This window comes from Roseivirga spongicola, assembly GCF_034376045.1.
Taxonomy (GTDB): Bacteria; Bacteroidota; Bacteroidia; order Cytophagales; family Cyclobacteriaceae; genus Roseivirga; species Roseivirga spongicola.
On sequence record NZ_CP139724.1, the window covers coordinates 3,494,124 to 3,516,099 of the forward strand.

19 protein-coding genes are annotated in these 21,976 nt (G+C 39.3%); 15 read left to right on the forward strand and 4 right to left on the reverse strand.

Annotated elements, in window-relative coordinates:
* The first annotated feature begins 74 nt into the window (after positions 1 to 74).
* On the forward strand, positions 75 to 413 hold the full coding sequence (locus tag T7867_RS15695; protein WP_068222264.1) for a PadR family transcriptional regulator: 339 nt from the start codon (positions 75 to 77) through the stop codon (positions 411 to 413).
* Positions 400 to 3,036 (forward strand): ABC transporter permease, encoded by a 2,637-nt coding sequence (locus tag T7867_RS15700; RefSeq protein WP_068222262.1) that lies wholly within the window; start codon positions 400 to 402, stop codon positions 3,034 to 3,036. Before T7867_RS15695 ends, T7867_RS15700 begins: the two co-directional genes overlap by 14 nt.
* Position 3,037: 1 nt before the next feature.
* On the opposite strand, the gene T7867_RS15705 is transcribed toward T7867_RS15700, so the two are convergent.
* Positions 3,038 to 3,625: a hypothetical protein gene (locus tag T7867_RS15705; RefSeq protein ID WP_068222261.1), complete on the reverse strand. Its 588-nt coding sequence runs from the start codon at positions 3,623 to 3,625 to the stop codon at positions 3,038 to 3,040.
* 61 nt (positions 3,626 to 3,686) lie between these two features.
* A complete protein-coding gene (locus tag T7867_RS15710) occupies positions 3,687 to 4,376 on the reverse strand; it encodes a tetratricopeptide repeat protein (protein WP_068222259.1) in 690 nt (229 codons plus the stop codon).
* A 92-nt stretch (positions 4,377 to 4,468) separates the two neighbouring features.
* Here T7867_RS15710 and holA point away from each other — a divergent pair, with 92 nt between their 5' ends.
* The 7 genes from holA to T7867_RS15745 all read left to right on the forward strand — a co-directional run bounded on the left by holA (position 4,469) and on the right by T7867_RS15745 (position 13,281).
* Positions 4,469 to 5,491 carry a DNA polymerase III subunit delta gene (holA, locus tag T7867_RS15715; RefSeq protein WP_068222257.1) on the forward strand — a complete coding sequence of 341 codons (1,023 nt, stop codon included), beginning with the start codon at positions 4,469 to 4,471 and terminating at the stop codon, positions 5,489 to 5,491.
* Between the two features lie 71 nt (positions 5,492 to 5,562).
* On the forward strand, positions 5,563 to 8,649 hold the full coding sequence (locus T7867_RS15720; RefSeq protein WP_221406002.1) for a tetratricopeptide repeat protein: 3,087 nt from the start codon (positions 5,563 to 5,565) through the stop codon (positions 8,647 to 8,649).
* Complete coding sequence (locus T7867_RS15725) at positions 8,642 to 10,282, forward strand: porin family protein (RefSeq protein ID WP_068222254.1); 1,641 nt, start codon at positions 8,642 to 8,644, stop codon at positions 10,280 to 10,282. The genes T7867_RS15720 and T7867_RS15725 overlap by 8 nt, the downstream gene beginning before the upstream one ends.
* Before the next feature lie 74 nt (positions 10,283 to 10,356).
* Positions 10,357 to 11,211: a hypothetical protein gene (locus tag T7867_RS15730; protein ID WP_068222252.1), complete on the forward strand. Its 855-nt coding sequence runs from the start codon at positions 10,357 to 10,359 to the stop codon at positions 11,209 to 11,211.
* A gap of 4 nt (positions 11,212 to 11,215) precedes the next feature.
* Entirely contained in the window at positions 11,216 to 11,896 is a 681-nt protein-coding gene (locus T7867_RS15735; RefSeq protein WP_068224155.1) for a MotA/TolQ/ExbB proton channel family protein, read from the forward strand.
* Between the two features lie 52 nt (positions 11,897 to 11,948).
* A complete protein-coding gene (locus tag T7867_RS15740) occupies positions 11,949 to 12,287 on the forward strand; it encodes an ExbD/TolR family protein (protein WP_317038760.1) in 339 nt (112 codons plus the stop codon).
* Between the two features lies 1 nt (position 12,288).
* Positions 12,289 to 13,281 (forward strand): hypothetical protein, encoded by a 993-nt coding sequence (locus T7867_RS15745; RefSeq protein WP_068222249.1) that lies wholly within the window; start codon positions 12,289 to 12,291, stop codon positions 13,279 to 13,281.
* Here T7867_RS15745 and T7867_RS15750 read toward each other — a convergent pair whose 3' ends face one another.
* Positions 13,282 to 13,941: a head GIN domain-containing protein gene (locus T7867_RS15750; RefSeq protein WP_068222246.1), complete on the reverse strand. Its 660-nt coding sequence runs from the start codon at positions 13,939 to 13,941 to the stop codon at positions 13,282 to 13,284.
* Positions 13,942 to 14,104: 163 nt separating this feature from the next.
* Between T7867_RS15750 and T7867_RS15755 the strand changes: the two genes are divergently transcribed.
* Genes T7867_RS15755 through T7867_RS15765 form a run of 3 tightly spaced genes read left to right on the forward strand, consistent with a single transcriptional unit; the run spans position 14,105 to position 16,586 of the window.
* Complete coding sequence (locus T7867_RS15755; RefSeq protein ID WP_317038759.1) at positions 14,105 to 15,286, forward strand: bifunctional folylpolyglutamate synthase/dihydrofolate synthase; 1,182 nt, start codon at positions 14,105 to 14,107, stop codon at positions 15,284 to 15,286.
* On the forward strand, positions 15,286 to 15,948 hold the full coding sequence (gene trmB / locus T7867_RS15760) for a tRNA (guanosine(46)-N7)-methyltransferase TrmB (protein WP_068222239.1): 663 nt from the start codon (positions 15,286 to 15,288) through the stop codon (positions 15,946 to 15,948). The genes T7867_RS15755 and trmB overlap by 1 nt, the downstream gene beginning before the upstream one ends.
* Complete coding sequence (locus T7867_RS15765) at positions 15,945 to 16,586, forward strand: phosphatase PAP2 family protein (RefSeq protein WP_068222235.1); 642 nt, start codon at positions 15,945 to 15,947, stop codon at positions 16,584 to 16,586. Before trmB ends, T7867_RS15765 begins: the two co-directional genes overlap by 4 nt.
* A gap of 1 nt (position 16,587) precedes the next feature.
* Here the strand turns inward: T7867_RS15765 and T7867_RS15770 are convergent, their stop codons facing one another.
* Positions 16,588 to 18,165: an ArnT family glycosyltransferase gene (locus T7867_RS15770; RefSeq protein ID WP_157717663.1), complete on the reverse strand. Its 1,578-nt coding sequence runs from the start codon at positions 18,163 to 18,165 to the stop codon at positions 16,588 to 16,590.
* Positions 18,166 to 18,289: 124 nt separating this feature from the next.
* Between T7867_RS15770 and T7867_RS15775 the strand changes: the two genes are divergently transcribed.
* The 3 genes from T7867_RS15775 to T7867_RS15785 are packed head-to-tail and all read left to right on the forward strand — an operon-like array spanning position 18,290 to position 21,976.
* Positions 18,290 to 19,234 carry a glycosyltransferase family 2 protein gene (locus T7867_RS15775; protein ID WP_068222228.1) on the forward strand — a complete coding sequence of 315 codons (945 nt, stop codon included), beginning with the start codon at positions 18,290 to 18,292 and terminating at the stop codon, positions 19,232 to 19,234.
* Positions 19,215 to 20,087, forward strand: coding sequence for a lysylphosphatidylglycerol synthase transmembrane domain-containing protein (locus tag T7867_RS15780; RefSeq protein ID WP_068222225.1), 873 nt, complete (start codon positions 19,215 to 19,217; stop codon positions 20,085 to 20,087). Before T7867_RS15775 ends, T7867_RS15780 begins: the two co-directional genes overlap by 20 nt.
* A gap of 53 nt (positions 20,088 to 20,140) precedes the next feature.
* Complete coding sequence (locus tag T7867_RS15785) at positions 20,141 to 21,976, forward strand: tetratricopeptide repeat protein (RefSeq protein ID WP_068222222.1); 1,836 nt, start codon at positions 20,141 to 20,143, stop codon at positions 21,974 to 21,976.

Genomic DNA, 21,976 nt, shown 5'->3' on the forward strand with positions numbered 1-21,976 from the left:
ACACCATAATTAATTTCATTTGCAATAGTGAAACATATGTATTTCATTTACTATTGTGAAACAAATTAAAACCCATGGGAAGAGTACAAATAGGGGAGTTTGAAGAATTGGTGCTTTTGGTTGTGGCCATTCTGAATGACAACGCTTATGGCATTAGTGTGATGGAAGAAATTCAATCTCAGACTGGTAGGAAAATCAATATTAGTGCAGTCCATTCTGCCTTAGATAGGTTGGAAACCAAAAGTTTTTTAAAGTCTGAAGTTGGAGGGGCTACTGCCGAGAGAGGCGGAAGAAGAAAGCGATTCTTCAAAATCACTGTGGCTGGTCAAGAGGCTCTGAACGCTATTCGCGAACAGCGCAATAAGTTACATGATCAAATTCCATCATTAGGACTCAAGTATGTCTCCATTTGATCACGAACCACCTCAGTGGGCCATCAAATTCTTGAAACTCTATTGCAAGCCCAGGGCACTAGAAATCATTGAAGGAGATGCCTATGAGCTATTTTATAAACGAATTGAAGCGGAAGGACTCAAGCCTGCAAGAAGAAAGTTCTCTTGGGATGTTCTCAGGTTTTTCCGCCTAAGATATATCAAAGGTCTAGAAGATATAAACTCATTAAACAACATTGCTATGCTCAAAAACTATTTCAAAATATCCATTAGAAGTCTCCTAAGGCAGAAATTCTATTCTGCTATTAACATTTCAGGTTTAGCCATTGGTTTAGCGGCCTGTTTGCTCATTACTATGTACATAGGTCATGAATTGAGCTATGATAATTTTCACCAAGATGTAGATAGAGTTTACCGTGTTGCCAATGGTCAGGCAGGCGCTTGGACTCCAGCCAGGCTTGGTGCTCAAATGAAGACTGACTTCCCTGAGGTTGAAGCTGTAGCACGGCTTAATGGGCCATTTGATCAAACCTTCAAAATTGGTGATCAGGTTTTTAAAGAGGCTCGAGGCTTCAGTGCAGACTCCACAATTAATCAGATATTCGATATTCAGTTTATAGCTGGTAACCCCAAAACTGCTTTAAATAGGCCTAATTCTGTAGTACTAACACAGTCTTTGGCAGATAAACTGTTCGGGTACCAAGATGCACTTGGTCAGATTATTAAGGCCGATGGCCAAAATATTCAGGTAACGGGTGTAGTAGCTGACCCACCTAAAAACACTCATTTTCAGTATAATTTCATCAACTCGTATCCACATGAAGAATGGATAACCATTGGTAATTGGACAGGGAATGGCTTTTTCACTTATGCTAAATTGGCTAAGGGGGCTTCTCCAGAACAAATCCATGAAAAGATGCCTGCCTTTATTCGTGAACATCTAGCACCTATGATTATTAAATATTCGGGGCATGATAGTTTCGATGCGTTTCTAGCAGATGGAGGTAAAAAAACGTTCTCACTCATTCCTATGCAGAAACTGCATTTACACTATTCTCATATGGCCTTAGGGTCTAGTGGAAGTATAGATAATGTTTACATATTCTCGGCTGTTGCCTTCTTTATTCTACTCATTGCCTGCATCAACTTTATGAATTTAAGTACCGCTCGTTCGGCCATGAGGTCTAAGGAAGTAGGTATGCGAAAAGTACTCGGATCATTAAAGGGACAGTTGGTTGGGCAGTTTCTAGTTGAATCTATAACTGTTTGCTTTCTTTCTTCAATATTGGCTTTAGGCATAGCCTCTTTGGCTCTAGAAGGGTTCAATCAACTGGCTAATAGAAACTTTAATGTAGAGGATATTTTCAATACGGCTACATTGCTTAAGCTATTCGGTATTATGTTACTTGTTGGTCTTTTGGCCGGAAGTTATCCTGCTTTTGTGCTTTCTGCTTTCAAACCAATTACGGCTTTAAAGGGAGAGTCTCAGGCAACAGGAAAAGGTAGTGGCTTTTTAAGAAAAGGGTTAGTAGCATTTCAATTCGCTATATCTATTCTTTTGATTGTAAGTACAGTAGTGGTTTACACTCAACTTAATTTTATCAAAAATCAAGACCTAGGCTTTAATCAAGAACAAGTTTTACTCGTCAAAAATATTAATCGATTGGCCGAGAACGGCACATCTTTTCTGAATAAGATTGATAGAATACCTTCTGTAGAATCTAGAGCTTTGAGTAACCAATACCTCTCGGGAGGTGTGTCGGATTGGGGTTATCAAACAGTAGAGGATAACCCTAGAAATAATAGCTTCATTAACCTATTTGCTACGGCAGACTTTCTAAAGACAATGGATATTGAACTGATAGAGGGTAGAGGTTTCAATAAGGATCTAGTTTCCGATACTGCTAATATTCTCATTAATGAAAAGACCAAAAAATGGCTAGGGGGAGATGTTTTGGGTAAGGTGCTTTCAAGAGGCGATGGAGAGGACTATACTATCATTGGGGTAGTAAAAGACTTCAACCATGCTTCATTGAGAAGAGACATCGACCCATTCATTTTTAGGCTGATGGGAGAAGATGGCAAAACTGAGGGAGACTGGTATGCCGCTAACTATTTATCGCTTAAGGTAACTGGAGACTATCAAAATACGGTTGAACAAGTAAGACAAGCATGGGCTGAAACCATTACAGATGAACCTTTTGAATACGTGTTTTTAGATGAGTCTTTCAACTCCCTTTATGCCGAAGAAGAAAGGTTTGGGCAATTGTTCACGGCTTCTTCTGGTTTGGCAATCGTTATTGCATGTCTGGGGTTATTCGCGCTAGCAGCATTCACTTTACAAAGGAGGTACAAGGAGATTGCCGTAAGAAAAGTGCTTGGCGCTTCTGTTCAGAGTTTAACTTTTATGGTAATTAAAAGCTTTACCCTGTTGGTACTTATAGGTGCTTTAATTGCCATACCAGTAGGTTATTGGTTAATGAAAGAGTGGTTAGCATCATTCGCTTACCAAATCAACCTTAATAACCCACTGATATGGATTGTGCCTATACTAGTGGTTGCCGCAGTAGCCTGGCTTACTGTTGGTTATCAGTCTATTAGAACCGCTACAAGTAACCCAGTAAAGGCTTTGAGGAGTGAATAGCTTAGTTGCCTTCAGCAGGCGTAACCATTATGTGAGCTCTGTAAAGGCCAGGGAACATTACCCAAGGGTGTCCTTTGCCATTCGGGCTAATTGGTAAACCAGTAGATTCTGCGGTGGCCAGTGGGGTATAGATAACGTACCTAAACTGGCCGCCTTCTAATTCATTAGTTTCAGGGTTGTATTTGGCGTTTTCTCCATAATAAATGGCAAGTGTAGAACCATAATTAGGTTTTTGAAGAGAGCCATTCATCATTTCTTCTTCGCGCATCTGAAGCACTTCGCCTCGGTTTTTACCTTCAGCTCTTAGCTCACGACCACGAGCCATAAATGGTTCAACATCTTTTGGATAAGAAACTACCTCAAAACCCTCTTTGGTAGGATCATCGGCTCTTACCACAAAGTTATTAGTGCCTTCTCTGAGCGTAATCATTTCGCCTTTTTCGTTGAAACCGTAAACATGTGCTCCATCTCGAACGGCAGCGGGAGCTGCTAGAACGGCCGATTTGATTTGCTCTTCAATGTTATTTTGTCCAGTACAAGAAAACTGGAGCGAAATGGTACATAATAAAATGACTATAAGCTTTTTCATAAGTAGAGTTGTTTGCTCCACAAGGTAAGAAAGAGCTGGTTAATCCTATGTATTGAAGGAATCAATCCTTCTTTCCAAGTATTTTATTCTTGGTGAATTGGCTGAAATCTTGGAAGCCTTCTTTGGTGAAGATTGACTTAATCACTTTCCACCTAGTCAGTATTTCTTGAGACTCCTTCTTTGGCACAGAAGAGGTTTTGGGTTCTGATTTTTCTTCTTGCTTTTCACCTTCCTTTGGCTCGTAACCAATGATTTTATTCGATTGGTTGAAACTCTTCTTTGAGCGTTCCTGATAGCCGAGCTTTTCTTCAATCAGACCCTTGTTGTTTAGTGCAATAGCGTCATCAGGATCTAATTCAACTGCTTTTTCATAGTCGGCTAGTGCTGCTTCACCTTCACCAATTCTATCTTTAAAAAATGCCCTAGAAGACCATCTGTATGGGTTTTCAGGCTCAAGCTCAAGTGCTTTTTCAAACTGAACATTAGCTTCATCATTTTCACCATTTAAATGAAGCGCTACAGCATAATCACCAATAAAGGTGGCATTGTTGGGCTGTAGTTTGGCAAGCTTTTCAAAGTCTAAAAGTGCATCTTCTAGCCTCTGAATCTTAGAAAGTGCTCGTGCTCTGTTGTATAAGCCAGAAATATGTTCGGGCTGTTTTTCTAGCGCCTGATTGAACAATTCTACGCCTTTTTTGAAATTATCTGATTTACAGGCTTCAATGCCTTTTTCCACCAACGAATCAACCATTCTTCACTTTTTTACAAATATAAACCCCTTATAAAAGTCTTGGTTCTATTTACTTGAAAATAGATTCGAGATCGTATATTTGACAACTGATCATGGCAGTAACTCCCGAGCAGATTTTACAGCAGTTGAAGGCCGGAAAATATGAACCGGTTTATTTTTTACAGGGGGAAGAACCCTACTATATCGATCAGATTTCCGATTACATTGAAGACAATTGTCTGAACGAAACCGAGAAGGGTTTTAACCAGACCATAATGTACGGTAAAGATGTTTCTGCAAGTCAGATTGTAACTGCAGCCCGCAGGTTTCCAATGATGGCCGAACGTCAGGTCGTGATAGTAAAAGAGGCTAAAGAAATACAGGATATCAATAAGGAAGAAGGGCAGAAGCTCCTGATGAACTACCTTGATAATCCGGTGCCTTCAACAGTGCTAGTTTTCGCCCATAAGCACAAAAAGGTAGATGGCAGAAAACCACTCTCTAAGGCGCTTAGTAAAAAGGCTATTCTGTTAACCACCACCAAACTTCGCGATTATGAAGTACCTAAGTGGATTGAAGGTTACGCTAAAGACAAAGGTTTCAACATAGGTTATCAGTCGGTGCAAATGCTTGCCGAGTATTTGGGCAACAACTTAGAGCGACTAAGCAATGAAATCAGCAAGATTTCTATCAACCTGAAAGAAGGCGAAGAAATTACTCCAGAGCACATTCAGAAATATGTTGGCATTAATAAAGACTACAATGTCTTTGAACTTCAGAATGCTATTTCTAAAGGAGATGTGTTAAAGGCCAATCGTATTGTCAATTATTTTGCGGCTAATATTAGGGCAAATTCCATCATCCCTATGATAGCTGTACTTTTTAGTTATTATAGTAAATTACTCCTTTTACACAGTGCAAAAGATAAGTCAGATAGTGGCTTGGCTAGAGCAATGGGGCTTCCTCCATTTGTAGTGAAAGATTACAAGGTTGCTGCGGCCAGATATCCTATCGATAAGGTGATGCAATGTATTTCTTTGCTTCGCGAAGCAGACCTAAAATCTAAAGGAGTGAATTCAGGATCTATGCCTGAAGAAGAAATTTTAAGAGAATTGGTTTTCAAATTGATGCATTGAATACTTCAATGGAGACTAACAATATTCAGAAGTTAAAAGAGTTTAGAAGTAAAGTGAGCAAATACAACTTGATGAGGAATCTATTAACTATTGTCACCATCAGCCTTGTAACGCTCGGGTCATTAAATGCTCAAAGTACGCTTCACCAAAACAGCGATAATAAATACTATCGTTTTGGTTTGGAGTTGCTAGACAAAGAGAAGTATAGTGCGGCCCGAGAACAGTTTGAAAGGTATCTTCTCGAAGGGTCTGATGAAATAAAAAAGGCCGATGCCGAATATTATGTTGCCTTATGTGCTTTGAACTTGAACAATGCAGATGGGCCACAACTTATTTCAGAATTCGTAAAGAAAAGGCCAAGTCACCCGAAAGCTTCTAAAGCTTATTACAACCTGGGTATCAATGCCTTTAAATCGAATGACTTTCAGACAGCTAACAAGTATTTAAAACTGGCAGATCTGAATGCTTTAAGCTCTGAAGAAAGAGCTGAAACCTACTTCAAAATTGCTTATTCCGCTTTTAGTCTAAATAGAAAAGAAGAGTCTATCAAATACTTCGATTTGGCTAAGAGAGAAGCTGGAGAATATCAGGCCGATGCCAATTACTACTCAGGTTACTTGGCCTACATAGATAATGGCTTTGATAAAGCTATTGTAGACTTAAGGAAGGCCGAAGAAAGTGAAAAGTACAGGTACAGAGTGCCTATTATGATCACTAGTTCATATTTTAAGCAGAAGCGTTATGGCGAGGTGCTAGCTTATGCGGATAAATTCAAGAATGTTGATGTAGAGCGTACTAGAATGGACTACCTCTATCAGATTTATCAGTTAGCAGGTGAGTCTGCTTATGCCGAGAGCAGGTATGAGAATGCCTTGGAGTTCTACGCTTTATACAGACAGTTAGCAGCCCAAAGTATAGACAATCAGACCCTTTATAGAATAGCTTATTCTAATTTTGCCATGGGTAATTCGGAGCCAGCCATTGAAGATTTTAAGCGTGTAGCTTTAAAAGAAGATACCTTGGCACAGTATGCATCTTATTATTTAGGACAGCTGTATGTTGAGCAAGACAATTATGTGTTTGCAACTTCTGCATTTGATAAAGCAAGTAAGCTTCCATTTAACGAGAGCATTCAAGAAGAAGCCTCTTTCAATTTAGCTAAGGTGAATTTTGAGTCGAAGAAGTATTCTCAAGCCATTACTTCATTAGACAGGTTCATTAGAGAGTACCCAACTTCTCAATATATTCCTGAGGCAAATAATCTACTTTCTGAGGCATTTTTGAATACCAACGATTTTGCTCGGGCTATTACATTCATTGAAAGAATTCAAGATAAGAGCCCAAGAGTGAGGGCGGCTTACCAGAAAGTGACCTTCTACAAGGGAACAGAGTTCTTCAATAATGCTCAGTATACCAATGCTGTTCAAATGTTTGATAAGTCATTGGTTTACAGAATTGATGACGACCTAGAAACTGCAGCTCATTTTTGGAAAGCCGAGGCCTTGGCTACTTCAAGAAATTACACCAATGCCATAGATGCATACCAGCAGGTATTTAGAACTAGAAACACAGATTCTGAGTACTATTTAAAGGCGAATTATGGAATCGGCTATGCCTATTATAATACTAGGGATTACCCTAATGCCAGAATCTATTTTAAGCGCTATGTAGATGTGTTGGAGGGAAGACCCAATAAACTCAACTACAATGATGCTATTTTGAGGTTGGCAGACTGTTACTATGTAGATAAGGCCTATGCTACAGCCATTTCTTACTACCAAAGAGCAATTGATACGAATAACCCAAATGTTGATTATGCTTATTTTCAAAAGGGTGTAGTTAGAGATTTTCAAGACAAAAGTGATGAGGCTATTCAGTCTCTAGACGTAGTAATTAACCGCTTCAGCAATTCACGCTACTACGATGATGCTATTTACAAAAAGGCTCAGATTCAGTTAGAAAACAGAGACTATAGAGAGTCAATTCAAGGCTTTACTAGAATAATTGAGAACCAAGAGCAAAGTCCTTTCATTCCTTATGCTTATGAAAGCAGAGCACTGGCTTACTTTAACTTAAATGAGTTAGATAAAGCAGAAGAAGATTATAAAATCATTCTAGATACTTATGTAACCAGTAGAGTGGCCAATTCTGCACTTCTAGGTTTACAAAATACGCTGAAGCTCAATAACAAAGTGCTTGAGTTCGATCAGTATTTGGCAAAGTACAAGAATGCAAACCCAGATAATCAGGCGCTCGAGAACATAGAGTTAGAGTCCGCTAAAAACCTTTACTTCGGTCAAGAATATTCTGCTGCTATTGGAGCCTTCGAAGATTATGAGCGAAACTATACTAGCAGTCCGTTGAGCAGTCAGGCTAAGTTCTACAGGGCTGAATCTCACTACAGATTGAATAATAATGTAAAAGCTCTAGAACTCTATTATGAACTAGACAGAGAAGCGCAGGTATCTGATATTGATGTGGTTTTCCAAAGAATAGGTGAGCTGCAACTCAAGGCTGGAGACTTTGGAGAAGCTGCGAACTACTACAGCAGGCTAGAGAAAATAGCAATCTCCAAAAGGCAGGAGAATGATGCATGGGCAGGTTTGCTCGAAGCTTACTTTAAACTAGCCGAATATGATAAGATGAAGGTCTACGCCAATAACATCATCACCAAAGGGAATATCAGCCAAGATCAGGTGAACAAGGCGCAGTTGTATTTGGGTAAAGCAGCTTATAATCAGGGCAACTTCAATACAGCAATTGACGACCTTTTGAGCACGATAAATACTTCTAAAAACAGGTACGGAGCAGAAGCTCAGTATTTGCTAGGAAAAATATTCTATCAACAAGGTAACTACCAAGAGTCGCTCACCACCTTGTTCGAATTCAATGAACGATTCGCGGACTATGACTTATGGTTAGGAAAAGCCTTCTTACTAATTGCCGATAACTACATAGCCTTGGGCGAGTTGTTTCAGGCAAAAGCCACGGTTAATTCAATTATTGAGAATTCTCAGGTAGATGAAGTGTTAACGGAAGCAAGAGCTAAGTTGACCGAAATTGAGATAAAAGAGGAAGAGCTAAGACAACAAGAAATTGCATCGGATAGCACAAAAATGGATTCAACACAAGTTCAGAAAGGAGGCAACAATGAATAAGTTGACAAGACTTTCGATTGTAGGACTTTTTATCATAGGAACTGGTTCTCTTTTCGCGCAGCAAGGGCAAGGACAGCTAGAAGAGGCTGAAATTGTAATCCGTAAAGACAGGCGAATTACGCTTCCGCCAGCTACCAGAAACTTTGAGAAAATACCTCAGCTTCCCGTAAGCGAAACGGATACCAAGCAGCAATACTCTTTTAAAACTTTTCAGTACAGTTTGAGTCCGTTGGTGCCAGCATTTCGAACAGTGAATTATCAAGGAAATCAACGGTTGAGCGACTTGACTTCAAACTTCCTGAAGCTTGGTTATGGTAATTATGGAACCCCTTATTTAGAAGGGTATTTAGGCTCTAAACGACATGAGTCTTACTTGTTTAACCTATATGTAAGACACCTTTCGAGTAAAAAAGGACCTGTTTTCGATGAGAATTCTGGAGAAGGAAGAACCGAAGCGGCCATTGGCGCTAAGTACTTCAGTAATGTGAATAAGGTCTCTGGCTCAATGAATTACTCAAGTCAGAAGGTTCATTTTTACGGATACGATCCTGTGCTAGATTTAGAGCCTGGAGATATTGAGCGGAAATTCACCAGATTCTCAACTAATGTGTTGATTGAGAATGCCAATAAGGAGCAAAACTTCGATTACCATTTCAAAACAGACTGGATTTTCTTTAGAGATTCTTATGAGGCTAGAGAGAACAAGTTCAACTTCGATGTGGGTGGGTTCTTTATTGTAAATGAAGACCTAAGGTTCAACATAGACCTTTTAGCTACCCTCTCTAAACGTCAAGATACTGAAGAGGACAACCGTAGTTATTTAAACTTCAGGCCAAGGGCTATTTACAGAACCAATGGATTCACCTTTAATGCAGGTTTTAACCTAGCAGGAGACAATGGCTTTAACAAAGGCTTAAGTATTTATCCGGTAATTAAGGCCGATTATGCCTTGAGCTCTGGCTTTAGAATTTATGCTGGCTATGAGGGAGACCTTGAATTCAATTCTGTAGAATCTTCTATTAGCGAAAATCCATTCTTAGAGGCTGACTTTGACTTGAGAAATACTGAGAAGGTAAGCGATATTACTGCAGGTTTAGATTTTCAGTTATTCGATGGTTTAACACTCAGTTCTGGGGTTAGCTATGCTACCTTGAACAACTTGCAGTTCATTACCAACTCTATCTCTGACTCTACTAGGTTTGAAATACTTTATGATGGTGATAAAACTGATAGGTTAGATGTTTTTGGAGCGGTAAACTTTGAAAAAGCAGGAAAGGTGAGGAGCTCCTTACGTTTCGATTTCTATAACTATTCTTTAGCCACATTGACAGAAGCATGGCATAGACCAAACTTTAAAGCGGCTTTTAACTCTACTATTTTCCCAATTGAAAAGTTGGCCATCACTACTGATTTATACTACCTAGGTGGGCTTAAGGCACTTAACGGAGAAACAACCCAGGTGTATGATCTAGATGATATCATAGATCTGAATTTGGGTGGTAGATATGAGGTAAATGATAGAATTGGTGTATTTTTGCAGATAAACAACCTATTCGGCAAAGAGTACGAAAGGTATCTTAACTATCCATCTCGTGGTATTCAATTCTTAGGTGGATTATCAGTATCATTCTAGTCTGGCAAAGACCCATTTTAGTATAGTATTTTTATTTTACTAATTTGTAAAAACATCATTCAACCTTATTCAGTATGGCGGCTAAAAAGAAAAGCAATTCTTCTGGAGAAAACGACAAAGCAAAAAGAACCGGTGCGAGAAAATCACCAGCTAAACCTAAGAAAGAAAAACCTCAGGCACCTGAGACTAATGATGATGACTTTGGTTTAGATGATATTGAACTAGAACCAGTTACAGATACTCCTTTAGAAGAGCCACCTGCTCCAGAACCTATTGCAAACCCTAGCGAAGAAGCAGAAGAAGCTCCGAAAGAAGAAAAGGTAGAAGAGAAAGAGGTAACGCCAATACCTCCAGTAAAAGAAGAAAAAAAGGAAGAGCCAGAGCCTTTCGTGTTTTCTACTGGCGATGAGAAAGCGCATCCCAAAAACGAAGAGAAAAAAGCACCAGTGCAACCTGTGGCCAAAAAGCCTGAAGAGGAGGAGAAAACCAATAATTCAGGAATTACAGCTTTGGTTATTATCTTGCTGATTGTGATAATAGCAGCAATACTTTATTTCTTCGTTTTCAAGAAAGATAAGGAGGTTGAACCTATTAAAACTGAACAACCACAGCCTAAGCCAGAACCGGAGCCAGAGCCCGAACCAATTCCTGAACCAGAACCAGAGCCGACAGCAGAATTATTTACAATTTCTGCACCTGAAGGCCGTTGGTATGTTGTAATCGGAAGCTTCTATGATGCCGATCTTGCTGAAGATAAAGGCGAAGAAATTGTAGCTGCAGGAGAGAGTGCTTATTTGTTGAAACCTACTGGTGATTTCAAATTCCATAGAGTGGGCATAGCACTGTCTGGCAGTATGGCTGAAGCCGAAGAAAAGAGAGCTGACTTGGTTAGCACTTACGGTGAAAATATCTGGGTACTGAAATATTAAAATGGTGATATTATTGCAACAATTAGCCACTTCCGACACAACCGCTGTTGGAGGTGATGGAGAAGGAGTTCTGTTCTTTTTTGAACTCCTTTTAAAAGGTGGATTCTGGTTAGTGCCACTAGTTATTCTTTGGGGTATGGCTATCTATATATTCTTCGAAAGACTAAGAAATCTTAATAGAGCTTCTAAAACGCCTTTCGAGTTTATGGAGAAAATTAAAAACCTGGTGGCTAACGGAGATGTAAATGGAGCTAAGCTTTTGTGCTCTCAAACTGATTCACCAATTGCTAAAATGATTGAAAAGGGAATTCACCGAATAGGTTCTCCACTCAAAACTATTGAGGCTTCTATAGAAAATGTAGGTAAAATTGAAGTTTACAAGTTAGAAAAGAACCTCTCTTTGCTAGCTACTATTTCTGGTGCAGCACCAATGATTGGTTTCTTAGGTACCGTTTCTGGTATGATTCAGGCCTTTATTGCCATTGCGCAAGAAGAAGGGTCTGTAAGCCCTAAGTTACTTTCTACAGGTATTTATGAGGCTATGGTTACAACCGCAGCTGGTTTGGTGGTAGGTATTATAGCCTACTTGGGGTACAATTACCTAGTATCTAAAGTGCAGAAGGCTATTCACTACATGGAATATACTTCTATAGATTTTATAGACTTACTGCAAGAGCCGCAATAAGATGGATATTAAGTCTAAACATAAGGTAGAGTCATCATTTAGCATGTCATCAATGACAGATATTGTATTCCTGTTGTTGATCTTCTTTATGCTTACCGCCTCTTTCATCACACCATCGGGCCTACCGGTAAATTTACCAACGGCACAATCGGCTAGTATTTCACTGCAGAAAAATAGCTTAACGATTACAGCAGATTTGCGTTATGTGTTAAATGATAATGAGGTGACTCCTGAGACACTAGAAAACGAATTATTACGTTTAACGGGTGGGCAAGAAGGTACTTTGAGCTTAAATATAGATGCATCCGTACCAACCGGTCATACGGCTAAAGTGGCTGGGATTGCCGCCAAATTGAAGCAAAAAACAGTCTTGGTTACAAGACCTGAGTAATATGTCTGAACAGGAAAAGAAAGATAAGCGATTTAGTATTGTGGTTTCGGCTATTGTACATAGCTCGATTATCGCTCTTTTCCTTGTTTTAGTAGCTTGGAGAGAACCAGATCCGCCAATTCCAGAATATGGCATTGAACTAAACCTTGGTTTCCAAGAAGTTGGTAGTGGCGACACTGAGAAGACTTTTGATGCTCCGGCAGAAGAAACTGAAAATGATACGCCTCCTGATGCCGAGTCTGACTCTGAGAATACGGAAGTGGAAGAAGTTCAGGAAGAAGAAGTTACCGAGCCAGAAACAGTAGAAGAGATTAAGCCTGTTACACCACCTGTTGAAGAAACCAAGACAGAAACTCCTCCAGTAGAGCAAACAGTTAAAGAAACTATAACCAGTCCTGAAAAAGCAGAAGTGAAGGTGGAAGAGAAGACTCCTCCTGTAACTGAAACAAAAAAAGAGGAAGAAACTAAGCCGACAGAACAAAAGAAAACAGAAGAGAAACCTGTTGAGGAAAAAAAAGTAGAAGAAAAGCCAGTTGAAAAACCTAAGCCAAAACCTACTATTGATAACAGAGCTTTAATGGGGGGAAAGAAAACGAATACTGACAGTAAAGAAGCTGCATCAAATAATCAGGGAAGCTCTTCAGAAAAGGGAAATGAAGGTGACCCTAAGGGTAACCCTAATACCAAAGGCTCTAGCCCTGGAGGTGCCGATTTAGGTGTTAGTTACAGTTTAGACGGTTGGAAGTGGCAAGCGCCTCCTTCTAAAAAAGACGATTCTCAAGTAGATGGTGTTATCAAATTTGCTATCGATGTAGATGATAGAGGAAAGGTACTTAGAGTAACTGTTGTCCCTGGGACAACTATAAGTGACAACACTATTGTAGACTTTTATAAGAAGCAAGTGTTGGAGCTACGCTTTATTCAAACCGATGCCTCCAAAGCACCTGCTGCAGTATCTAAGGGCGAAGTTACCTTCGTAATTAAAACCAATTAATTACTTCTTCTTCACTTTACCAGAACCACTAATTTGTGTAAAAATTTGAGGGTTTCCGTAGTATTCTACTTTACCAGAGCCCGAGATATCTGCCTCTAAAGACTGATTTACTCGAGTTTCAATATCTCCTGATCCACGAATTTCCACTTCAGCAGATTCTGCTTGAAGATCGTGTCCTTTGAATTTTCCTGAACCATTAACCACAACCTTGAGCACATCTGTTGCTCCACATGCGTAAATATCGCCAGAGCCATTGATCTGAAATGATGCAGAGGCCACATCTAAACAGTCTTCAATAGCAATTAGACCAGAACCGTTTATGGTAAACTGAGACACCAAGTCAGAGGTGACATAAATGCTCATGGAGTTGGCGTTTCTAATCCACACATTGGGTGTAGTTTCAATTCTTAATTCTCCATTTACCACAGTGGTTTCAATGTACTTATGTAAGTTTTCGTTAGTTCTAATTCTTACACTAGGTGCCGTTCCTTCATAAACGTAAAGCTTAGCAGGAATCTGAAGATGCAAAGCTGTGAATTCATCCGTTGAGCGTTCTTGCTCAACTATAGGCCCACGGCCATTAATTCCATCTTCCGAGCAAGCAGTAATAAAGGTGAGTAAGGCCAGTAGGCTGAGGATTAATTTGAATGATTTGTTCATATTCTGAGTTTTTGACTTTTGCCGATATGACGTTTTCAGAGTGAACCACACGTATGATCAATCAAAATATTTTCAAAAATCCTGATACCCGATCAATAGGAGCTAGTATCTTCGCCCTATGACCTATCAGGAGGCGCTTGATTTCATGTTTAAGGCTTTACCCATGTACCAAAGAGTGGGACAGGCCGCGTTTAAAAAGGATCTTACAAATACAATTAAGCTTTGTAAGGCGCTCAATCATCCAGAAAAGAAATTCAAGAGTATCCATGTAGCAGGCACTAACGGTAAGGGCAGCACATCGCACATGCTGGCTTCGGTGCTCCAAGCATGCGGATATAAGGTGGGTTTATATACTAGCCCGCATTTAAAATCATTTACCGAGCGGATCAGAATAAATGGTGAAGAAGTAAGCCAGGGTTTTGTAGTAGATTTTATTGAGCAAAATATGCCCAGTATTGAGTCTATTAAACCTTCATTCTTTGAAATGACGGTAGCTATTGCTTTCAATTACTTTGCTCAGCAGAAGGTCGATATTGCTGTTATAGAAGTTGGACTAGGAGGCAGGTTGGACTCTACAAACATTATTGAGCCAGAAGTTTCTGTAATTACCAATATCGGTATGGATCATATGGATATGCTAGGTGACACATTGGAAAAGATTGCCTTTGAAAAAGCTGGTATAATTAAGGAATCGGTTCCTGTAATAGTCACTGAGAAGCAAAAAGAAACTGAGCCAGTTTTTGTTGAAGTAGCAAAAAAGAGAAATGCTCCCATCATTTTTGCTGAAGACCAGGTTTATGATGAAATACCTTTATCCGATCTTCAAGGAACTTATCAAGCTAAAAATGTCAAAGGAGTGTTGACTTGCCTGAGGGTATTAACAGAACTAGGTTGGGAAATCTCGGAAGATAAAATCAGGTTAGGCCTGTCTCAGGTTCAAACCAATACTGGACTTAAAGGCAGATGGCAACAGTTGGGTTCTAATCCTTTAACTATTTGTGATACAGGTCATAATAAAGAAGCATTTCAATATATAGTTGATCAAATATCTAGACAGCTTTACTCACAGTTATATATGGTGCTGGGCTTTGTTAAGGAAAAAGATTTGAATCCTATACTAGCTATGCTTCCTGAAAACGCACACCTGATTTTCTGTGAGCCTCAAATACCAAGAGCTCTACTGATAGACGAATTGAAAGCGAAGACAAGCAAGTTAAAGCAGCCCAAAACCTATATTCAAGATGTTAATGAGGCTATCAATTTTGCCCAACAGTCTGCATCGCCAGATGATATGATTTACATTGGAGGGAGTACATTTGTAGTGGCTGAAATCGAAGGGTTATAATGTCTAGGACTAAATTGAAGAAGTATGGGGAAATTGCTGAAAGACATAATGTCTTCGAAGACACTATGCCCATTTACAAAAACTTGAAAGGGAATTGGAACAAGGAGTATTTCCCTAATGACCAACCAATAACCCTTGAGTTAGCATGCGGAAAAGCCCATTATACTACAGGCTTAGCAGCAGTTTATGCTCAAAGAAACTTTGTAGGCATAGATGTTAAAGGAGATAGACTATGGGTTGGTAGTACTGTATCTATTGAGAAGGAACTAACTAACACAGCTTTCCTCAGAGCGCAGATTGAGCATTTAGATCAGTTTTTTGCCCCGAATGAGGTGGCCGAAATATGGATAACTTTTCCAGACCCAAGACCTAGAAAGAGGGATATTAAACGGAGGCTTACTTCTCCCAGATTTTTAGAGCTTTATAAAAGTGTATTAAAGCCAGATGGCCTGATCAACTTTAAGACGGATAACACCCAACTTTTCCAATACACCCTAGAGCTGTTTGAGGAACGAGATGATATTGAGTTGCTAGACCATACTTTCAATTTGTATGATTCCGATTTAAACAAGCTCCATCACGGTATTGAAACAGACTTTGAGAGAAAGTTTGTGGCCAAAGGTGAAAACATTAAGTACCTAAGATTCAAATTCAAGGAATGAAATCAGACTTATTCGGAACAACAATACATTGGTTAACGGCTATTTACTTTGTACTAGGCGGCATTTTAATGGTGTTTACTGCCCATGGTGACGTAGTGTTATGGTTAAATGACAACCACTCAGTATTTAGCGATTTTTTCTTCAAGTATTGGACGCATGTAGGTGATGGTTTTGTACTGGCTATAGTGGCACTAGGCTACTTATTCCTGAATTATCATAAGTTTTTAACACTGCTAATTGCCATAGTCTTTCAAACCATCTTTGTACATATCTTCAAACAATGGTTGTATGCTGGAGAGCCAAGGCCCAAGCTTTATTTCGAAGATCAATTAGATACATTGAACTTTGTAGATGGAGTTACAGTAAGAAGCTTCGATGCTTTTCCTTCAGGGCACACTGCCTCTGCGTTTACTTTGGCATTTTTCTTAATGCTTGTAATTCGTTCTACCACATGGAGAGTTGTATTCTTCTTTAGTGCCGTTTTGGTAGGTGTAAGCCGAATGTATATTCTTCAGCACTTTGCTAGAGACGTATATTTTGGTAGTCTGTTTGGAATTCTTTCAGTGGTTCTAGCCTACATGATTATGGCACCAAAGAGTGAGTATCCGAAACTTCAAAAGGGATTATTAAGGAAGTAACCTAGTGCTTTCCCCATTTCATAACCAGCGTGGTTGGGTTTTCAAATAAATCTTTGGCTTCGGAATGGTATTCTAGGCCATCAATTTGCTCCAACTCTTCACGGTAGTCAGTTCTAGAGATCACATAACCGGAAGGAGCCTGTGTCATGGCTTCTTCAATTTCCTGTAAGGTTGAAAAGCGAGGAATTTCTCTTTCTAGTGCAAAAACAAATGCAGGGTTAAGGCGTGCATAGGCAATCATTGCTTTACTAGTTTCCATCTGAGGGACTAGTTTTCTAACTGGGTTTTCAGCATCTACTTGAGGAAAGATCAGATAGAAAAACAAGAGTATAGTTGCCATCCATCCGGCTACATTCCACCTAAGCAATGCCGCTATATTTTTCGACCTGAACATTGTGTAGAAATTATAGATTCCTACTCCTGTAAGAATGATGAAATATACACCTAACCAAGAGAGGTGGCTTAATGATGGATCGCCTTTAAGGCCGAAATAGATTCCAGCAGGAAATCCCACCAGAAGTACCGAATAAAGGCCTAAGCCTAATTTGTTCCATTTATTAGTGAACCATTGTGTGTCAATCTGAGACAAATAAAACCCGAGAACAACAGCTAATACTGGGTATGAAGGAACCGTATAATTAGGCAATTTAGTACTTGAAGAAGCGAAGAAAATGACTACTACAAGGGCTGCTATTAATGAATAGAGAAGAGGTTCGTTCTTTCTATTGAGGATAGCATATTTAATGCTCTGAAAAACAAATGGTAAGAAGGTGAGCATCCCTAAGACAAATACAAAGGCAAAGGTGATAATGAATATACCCTCGTGACCTTCCATAGCCTCTGAATAGCGGGAGAAGTTGTGCTTAAAGAAAAAGTCTTCGGTCCATGCACCGTTGGTTTGCTTATGCACCTCATAGTACCAAGGCAAAGCCACCATCAGTGATAGTAACAATCCACCAAAGGGCTGCATGCGCCATATAGTCTTCCATTTAAAATCTCTGTTCAGTAATAAAAATATAACAGCAGTAAGACCTGGTAGTGCCACAGCAATCGGGCCCTTGGTTAAAAGTCCACAGCCAATGGCAAAGTAAAAGGAGAAAAGTTGCCATCTGTTACCAGTTTTATAAGCATCGTAGAAGGAGAAGTATGCCCAAGTGATAAAGAGTATCAAGTATGGGTCTGGTACAGACATGTGAAACTGCAAGTTAAAATGCAGGGATGCAATGAGCACCAAACTAGAAAGAATGGCTGCACGAGTATTAAAATGCTTCAGCACAAAAAGAAAGGTGAGCACAATGGTTAGCACGCCAAATAGCGATGAGAAGAACCTTGCACCAAAAGCATTCACTCCAAATAATGAATACCCTGCAGCCATAAAATAATAGTGTAGGGGAGGTTTATCGGTTCGTAAATCTCCGTTATAGAATGGCACTACGTAATTGCCACTTTCATACATGTAGCGAGCCGCCTCAGCATTTTTTGCTTCGTCTAAGGCATAAACATCTAGTCCACCAATATTGGCAAACATTACAGCTATCGATAGGGCAACTAATGCCCCGAATATGATTCTCAGTTTCACTTGGTCACAAAACTAATCGAAAAATGATAAAGCAAGCCTCAATTGTATTGATTAGGTATTTGGGGCAGAACATGTTTACTTTGCACAGCGAAATTTTGGCCTGCTCAAAACATAGAATTTGAAGATGAAACTATCGGTAGTTGTTTCCCTCTACAATGAAGAAGATAATGTGATTCCCCTTTGTGAAAAGGAGTATGAAGCACTGGAAGGTATTGATTATGAGCTGATTCTAGTAGATGATGGTTCTTCTGATAAAACGGTTGAAAATGTTAAGAAGGTAGCTAATGAGCGCACTAAGCTCTTAATCTTCAACAAAAACCATGGACAAAGTACAGCTATGCAAGCTGGAATTGATGCAGCAGAGGGTGAGTACATTGTTACCATGGATGGTGATTTACAGAACGACCCAGCAGATATTCCAACTATGTTGGCCAAATTAGAAGAAAGCGGACTTGATGTTGTAGCTGGAGTAAGAGCTAACAGGCAAGACGGTTTTGTGCTTAGAAAATTCCCGAGCAAAATTGCTAACTGGATTATCCGAAATACTACTGATGTTAGATTGAGTGACTATGGCTGTAGTCTTAGAATCTACAAAAAAGATATAGCCAAAAACCTTGGTCTGTATGGTGAGCTTCACCGATTCATTCCTGTTTTAGCTAAACTTCAAGGGGCTAAAATGACCGAAGTTGATGTTAGACACCACGCAAGAATGCACGGAGAGTCTAAATATGGCATCAACAGAACATTCAGGGTAATGGCCGACCTCATTCTGATGATCTTCTTTCAGAAGTATTTCAGAAGGCCAATGCACCTCTTTGGAGGGTGGGGAATCATCACTTTTATTGTAGGCTTCCTCATTAACTTGTATTTAGTTATTTACAAGTTTTGGACAGGAGAAGACATTTGGGGGCGTCCACTTTTACTCTTAGGAAGTATCCTTATTCTTGCGGGTATTCAGTTTGTGACGGTCGGTATAATCGCAGAACTAATGATGAGAACTTATTATGAGTCTCAGAATAAGAAGGTTTATCGCTTAAAAGAAACTTTCATTGGCGAGCAAAAAGCTTAAGCGGTGGGCGAAAGTAGCTGCTCAGCTGGTTATTGCTGTTCTGGCCATCTACTACGTTTTTCAAGATATTGATTTTGAAGAACTCAAGTCAACAGTTTTATCAGCTCATATAGGCTGGCTGTTTTTAGCTTTCTTGGCATTTAATGCCTCTAAAATTCTTAGTGCCTTCAGGTTGAATTACTTTTTTCGTGCCTTACGGCTAGATTTGAAGGAGCGTTTCAATTTAAAGCTGTACTACCTAGGTATGCTTTACAACCAATTTCTTCCAGGTGGAATTGGGGGGGATGGCTATAAAGTATATCTGTTGAACAAGTGGTACGGCAACTCCATTAAAATGCTAGTAAGTGCCACTTTACTAGATCGTGTAAGTGGGGTAGTGGCTTTGGGGTTTTTGGCCTTTAGTCTTGGTCTTTTTGGTTATGCTCCAGAAGCTTTAGGAGACTACTCTTTCTTGCTTTGGCTTGGCTTAATAGCTGCTTATCCTTGCTATTACCTTTTGGTAAACCTGCTTTTTAAGACCTTCAAATCAGTTAATCATATTACTAATCTTCAGGCCCTTGGTGTTCAGGGGCTACAAGTATTAAGTGCCTTTTTCATTCTTCAAGCACTAGGAGTAGAAACAGGATATATTGACTATCTCACTTTGTTTTTGGTCACTTCTGTAGCTGCATCTTTACCTGCCTCTTTACCTGGCGGTATTGGTATTCGTGAGTTAGTAATGGTAAAAGGAGCTAGCTATCTTTTGATTAATGAAACCAATGCCACGGCTTTAGCCACCCTGTTTTTCCTGATCAGTTTGCTAAGCGCTTTAGGTGGAATTAGCTTCTTGAAGCTTAAAAAGCCAAAAAGTTAGAATTCATTAGTCAATTGTTGTAATCAGATTTAGATTAGGATAATTTTTGAAATATGAAGACTACACACTTTCTCCTTATCATCTTATTCCTTGTTTTTTATCTACCAGCGAAGGCTCAAATCTCAGTCAAGAGATTGATTAACAAATACGAAAGCAACACCGAGAGGTATAAAAATCTGGAAACGAATTTTAGTGAAATAAAACTTAAGATTTCCGCTACCATGTCACTTGGAGAAATGACGGACATTCCTGTTTCGATCTGGATGTCAGAGCCATATATGAGAATGGAAATGAGCTTTATGGGAGCTAAATTCCTTAGAATTGCGAATGACACTTTAGCTTGGTCTAGAGATCCTTTTTCAACTCAGTATGAATTTGAAAAGTTGGAAGAGAGTAATACAACTACTGATGCGGACTTAGGTTTTATAAGTTTTGGATCTTTTGACTCTAGCCTAGATAAAGGCTGGGTAGGGCAGCAGGTTTCAGAGGTGAGCATTGATAGTCTTGACTTGTACGCATTGTTAATGACTAAGGAGTTAGATGAAGTTGATAGTATCACATACTACTTTGACAAAGAGAATTTTTACAATGTTGGTTCTGATTACCACGGAGAACGTGAATTTTACCTGAATTACACTGTTGTTGATGGATTCTTACTTCCTACAAGGTTTTTTTCTTTTGGTCAGGCGGATGGTAATGTTATTATGGTAGTCGATCAATATGAAATCAATCCAGCAGTCGATGATGAATTATTTGAGATGTCTGAAGAAGCTAAATCTGCTTACAGTGGCTACATTGAAACTATAAGACCTAAATCGGAGAAGTCTCCTCTACAAAAATATTACGAGGAAGGAATAAGCTTTGCTGAAAATGGTGATTTTACCAACGCAGTTGAGAGTTACTCTAAGGCCTTGAAGATTAACCCTAACGAAAGTTCTGTGTTAAATCGTAGAGGACTTGCTAAAATGTATAATAACGATTTATATGGCGCCATTTCCGACTTAGATAGAGCAAAGGAATTTGCTGACTCTACATTATTGCCTACTGTTTACAATAACCTAGGTTTGGCAAAGTATTACTTAGGCGATAATGAAGGAGCAAAAAACGACTATCTAAAAGCACTAGATGCTGATTCGACTAATCGCATGTATAATATGAATATGGGGCTTCTAATGATCAGGTTACAAGACTTTGAATCTGCAGAAGCTTATACCACCATTTCTATAAAAAGCGATTCCACCTTGGCCAATGCTTACTACTACAGAGCAGTAGCTAAGGCTCAGATGCAAGAATATGAAGGCGCTATTGAGGATTATAATAAAGCTGGAGAACTTGGTGTAGACTTAGCTGAATATTATAACTATAAGGGAGTTACGTTTTACAATCTAAATGAGTTCGAGAAGGCAGCTAATTCATTTAAGGCAGCAATAAATAGAGACAGTACAAATAGTCAATATTTTTACAATCTCGCACAAGGCTATGAAGGAATGGAAGACTATCAGTCTAGTATTCAAATCTATGATTTACTCGTTAAAAGGGATTCTACTTCTGACAATGTATATTACGCTCGATCTGATGCTTATTGGAGCTTGGCCATGACAAATGCTGCAAGGCGGGACATTGAGAAAGCGATAGAACTTAACCCTCAGAATGCTCTTTACTATGATTATCGAGCGTATATGAAAGAAGAGGCTGGTGATTACACAGGAGCAATAGAAGATTTTACAACTTCCTTAAACCTAGAACAAGACCCTAATATATACTTCCGTAGAGGTTTAGCTAAAATCAATATTAGCAACAAGTTTGATGCTTGCAAAGACTTCAAAAAAGCTGAAGAGCTTGGTAGTGAAGAAGCCAAAGAAGCGCTTACAGAGCACTGTAAATTATAA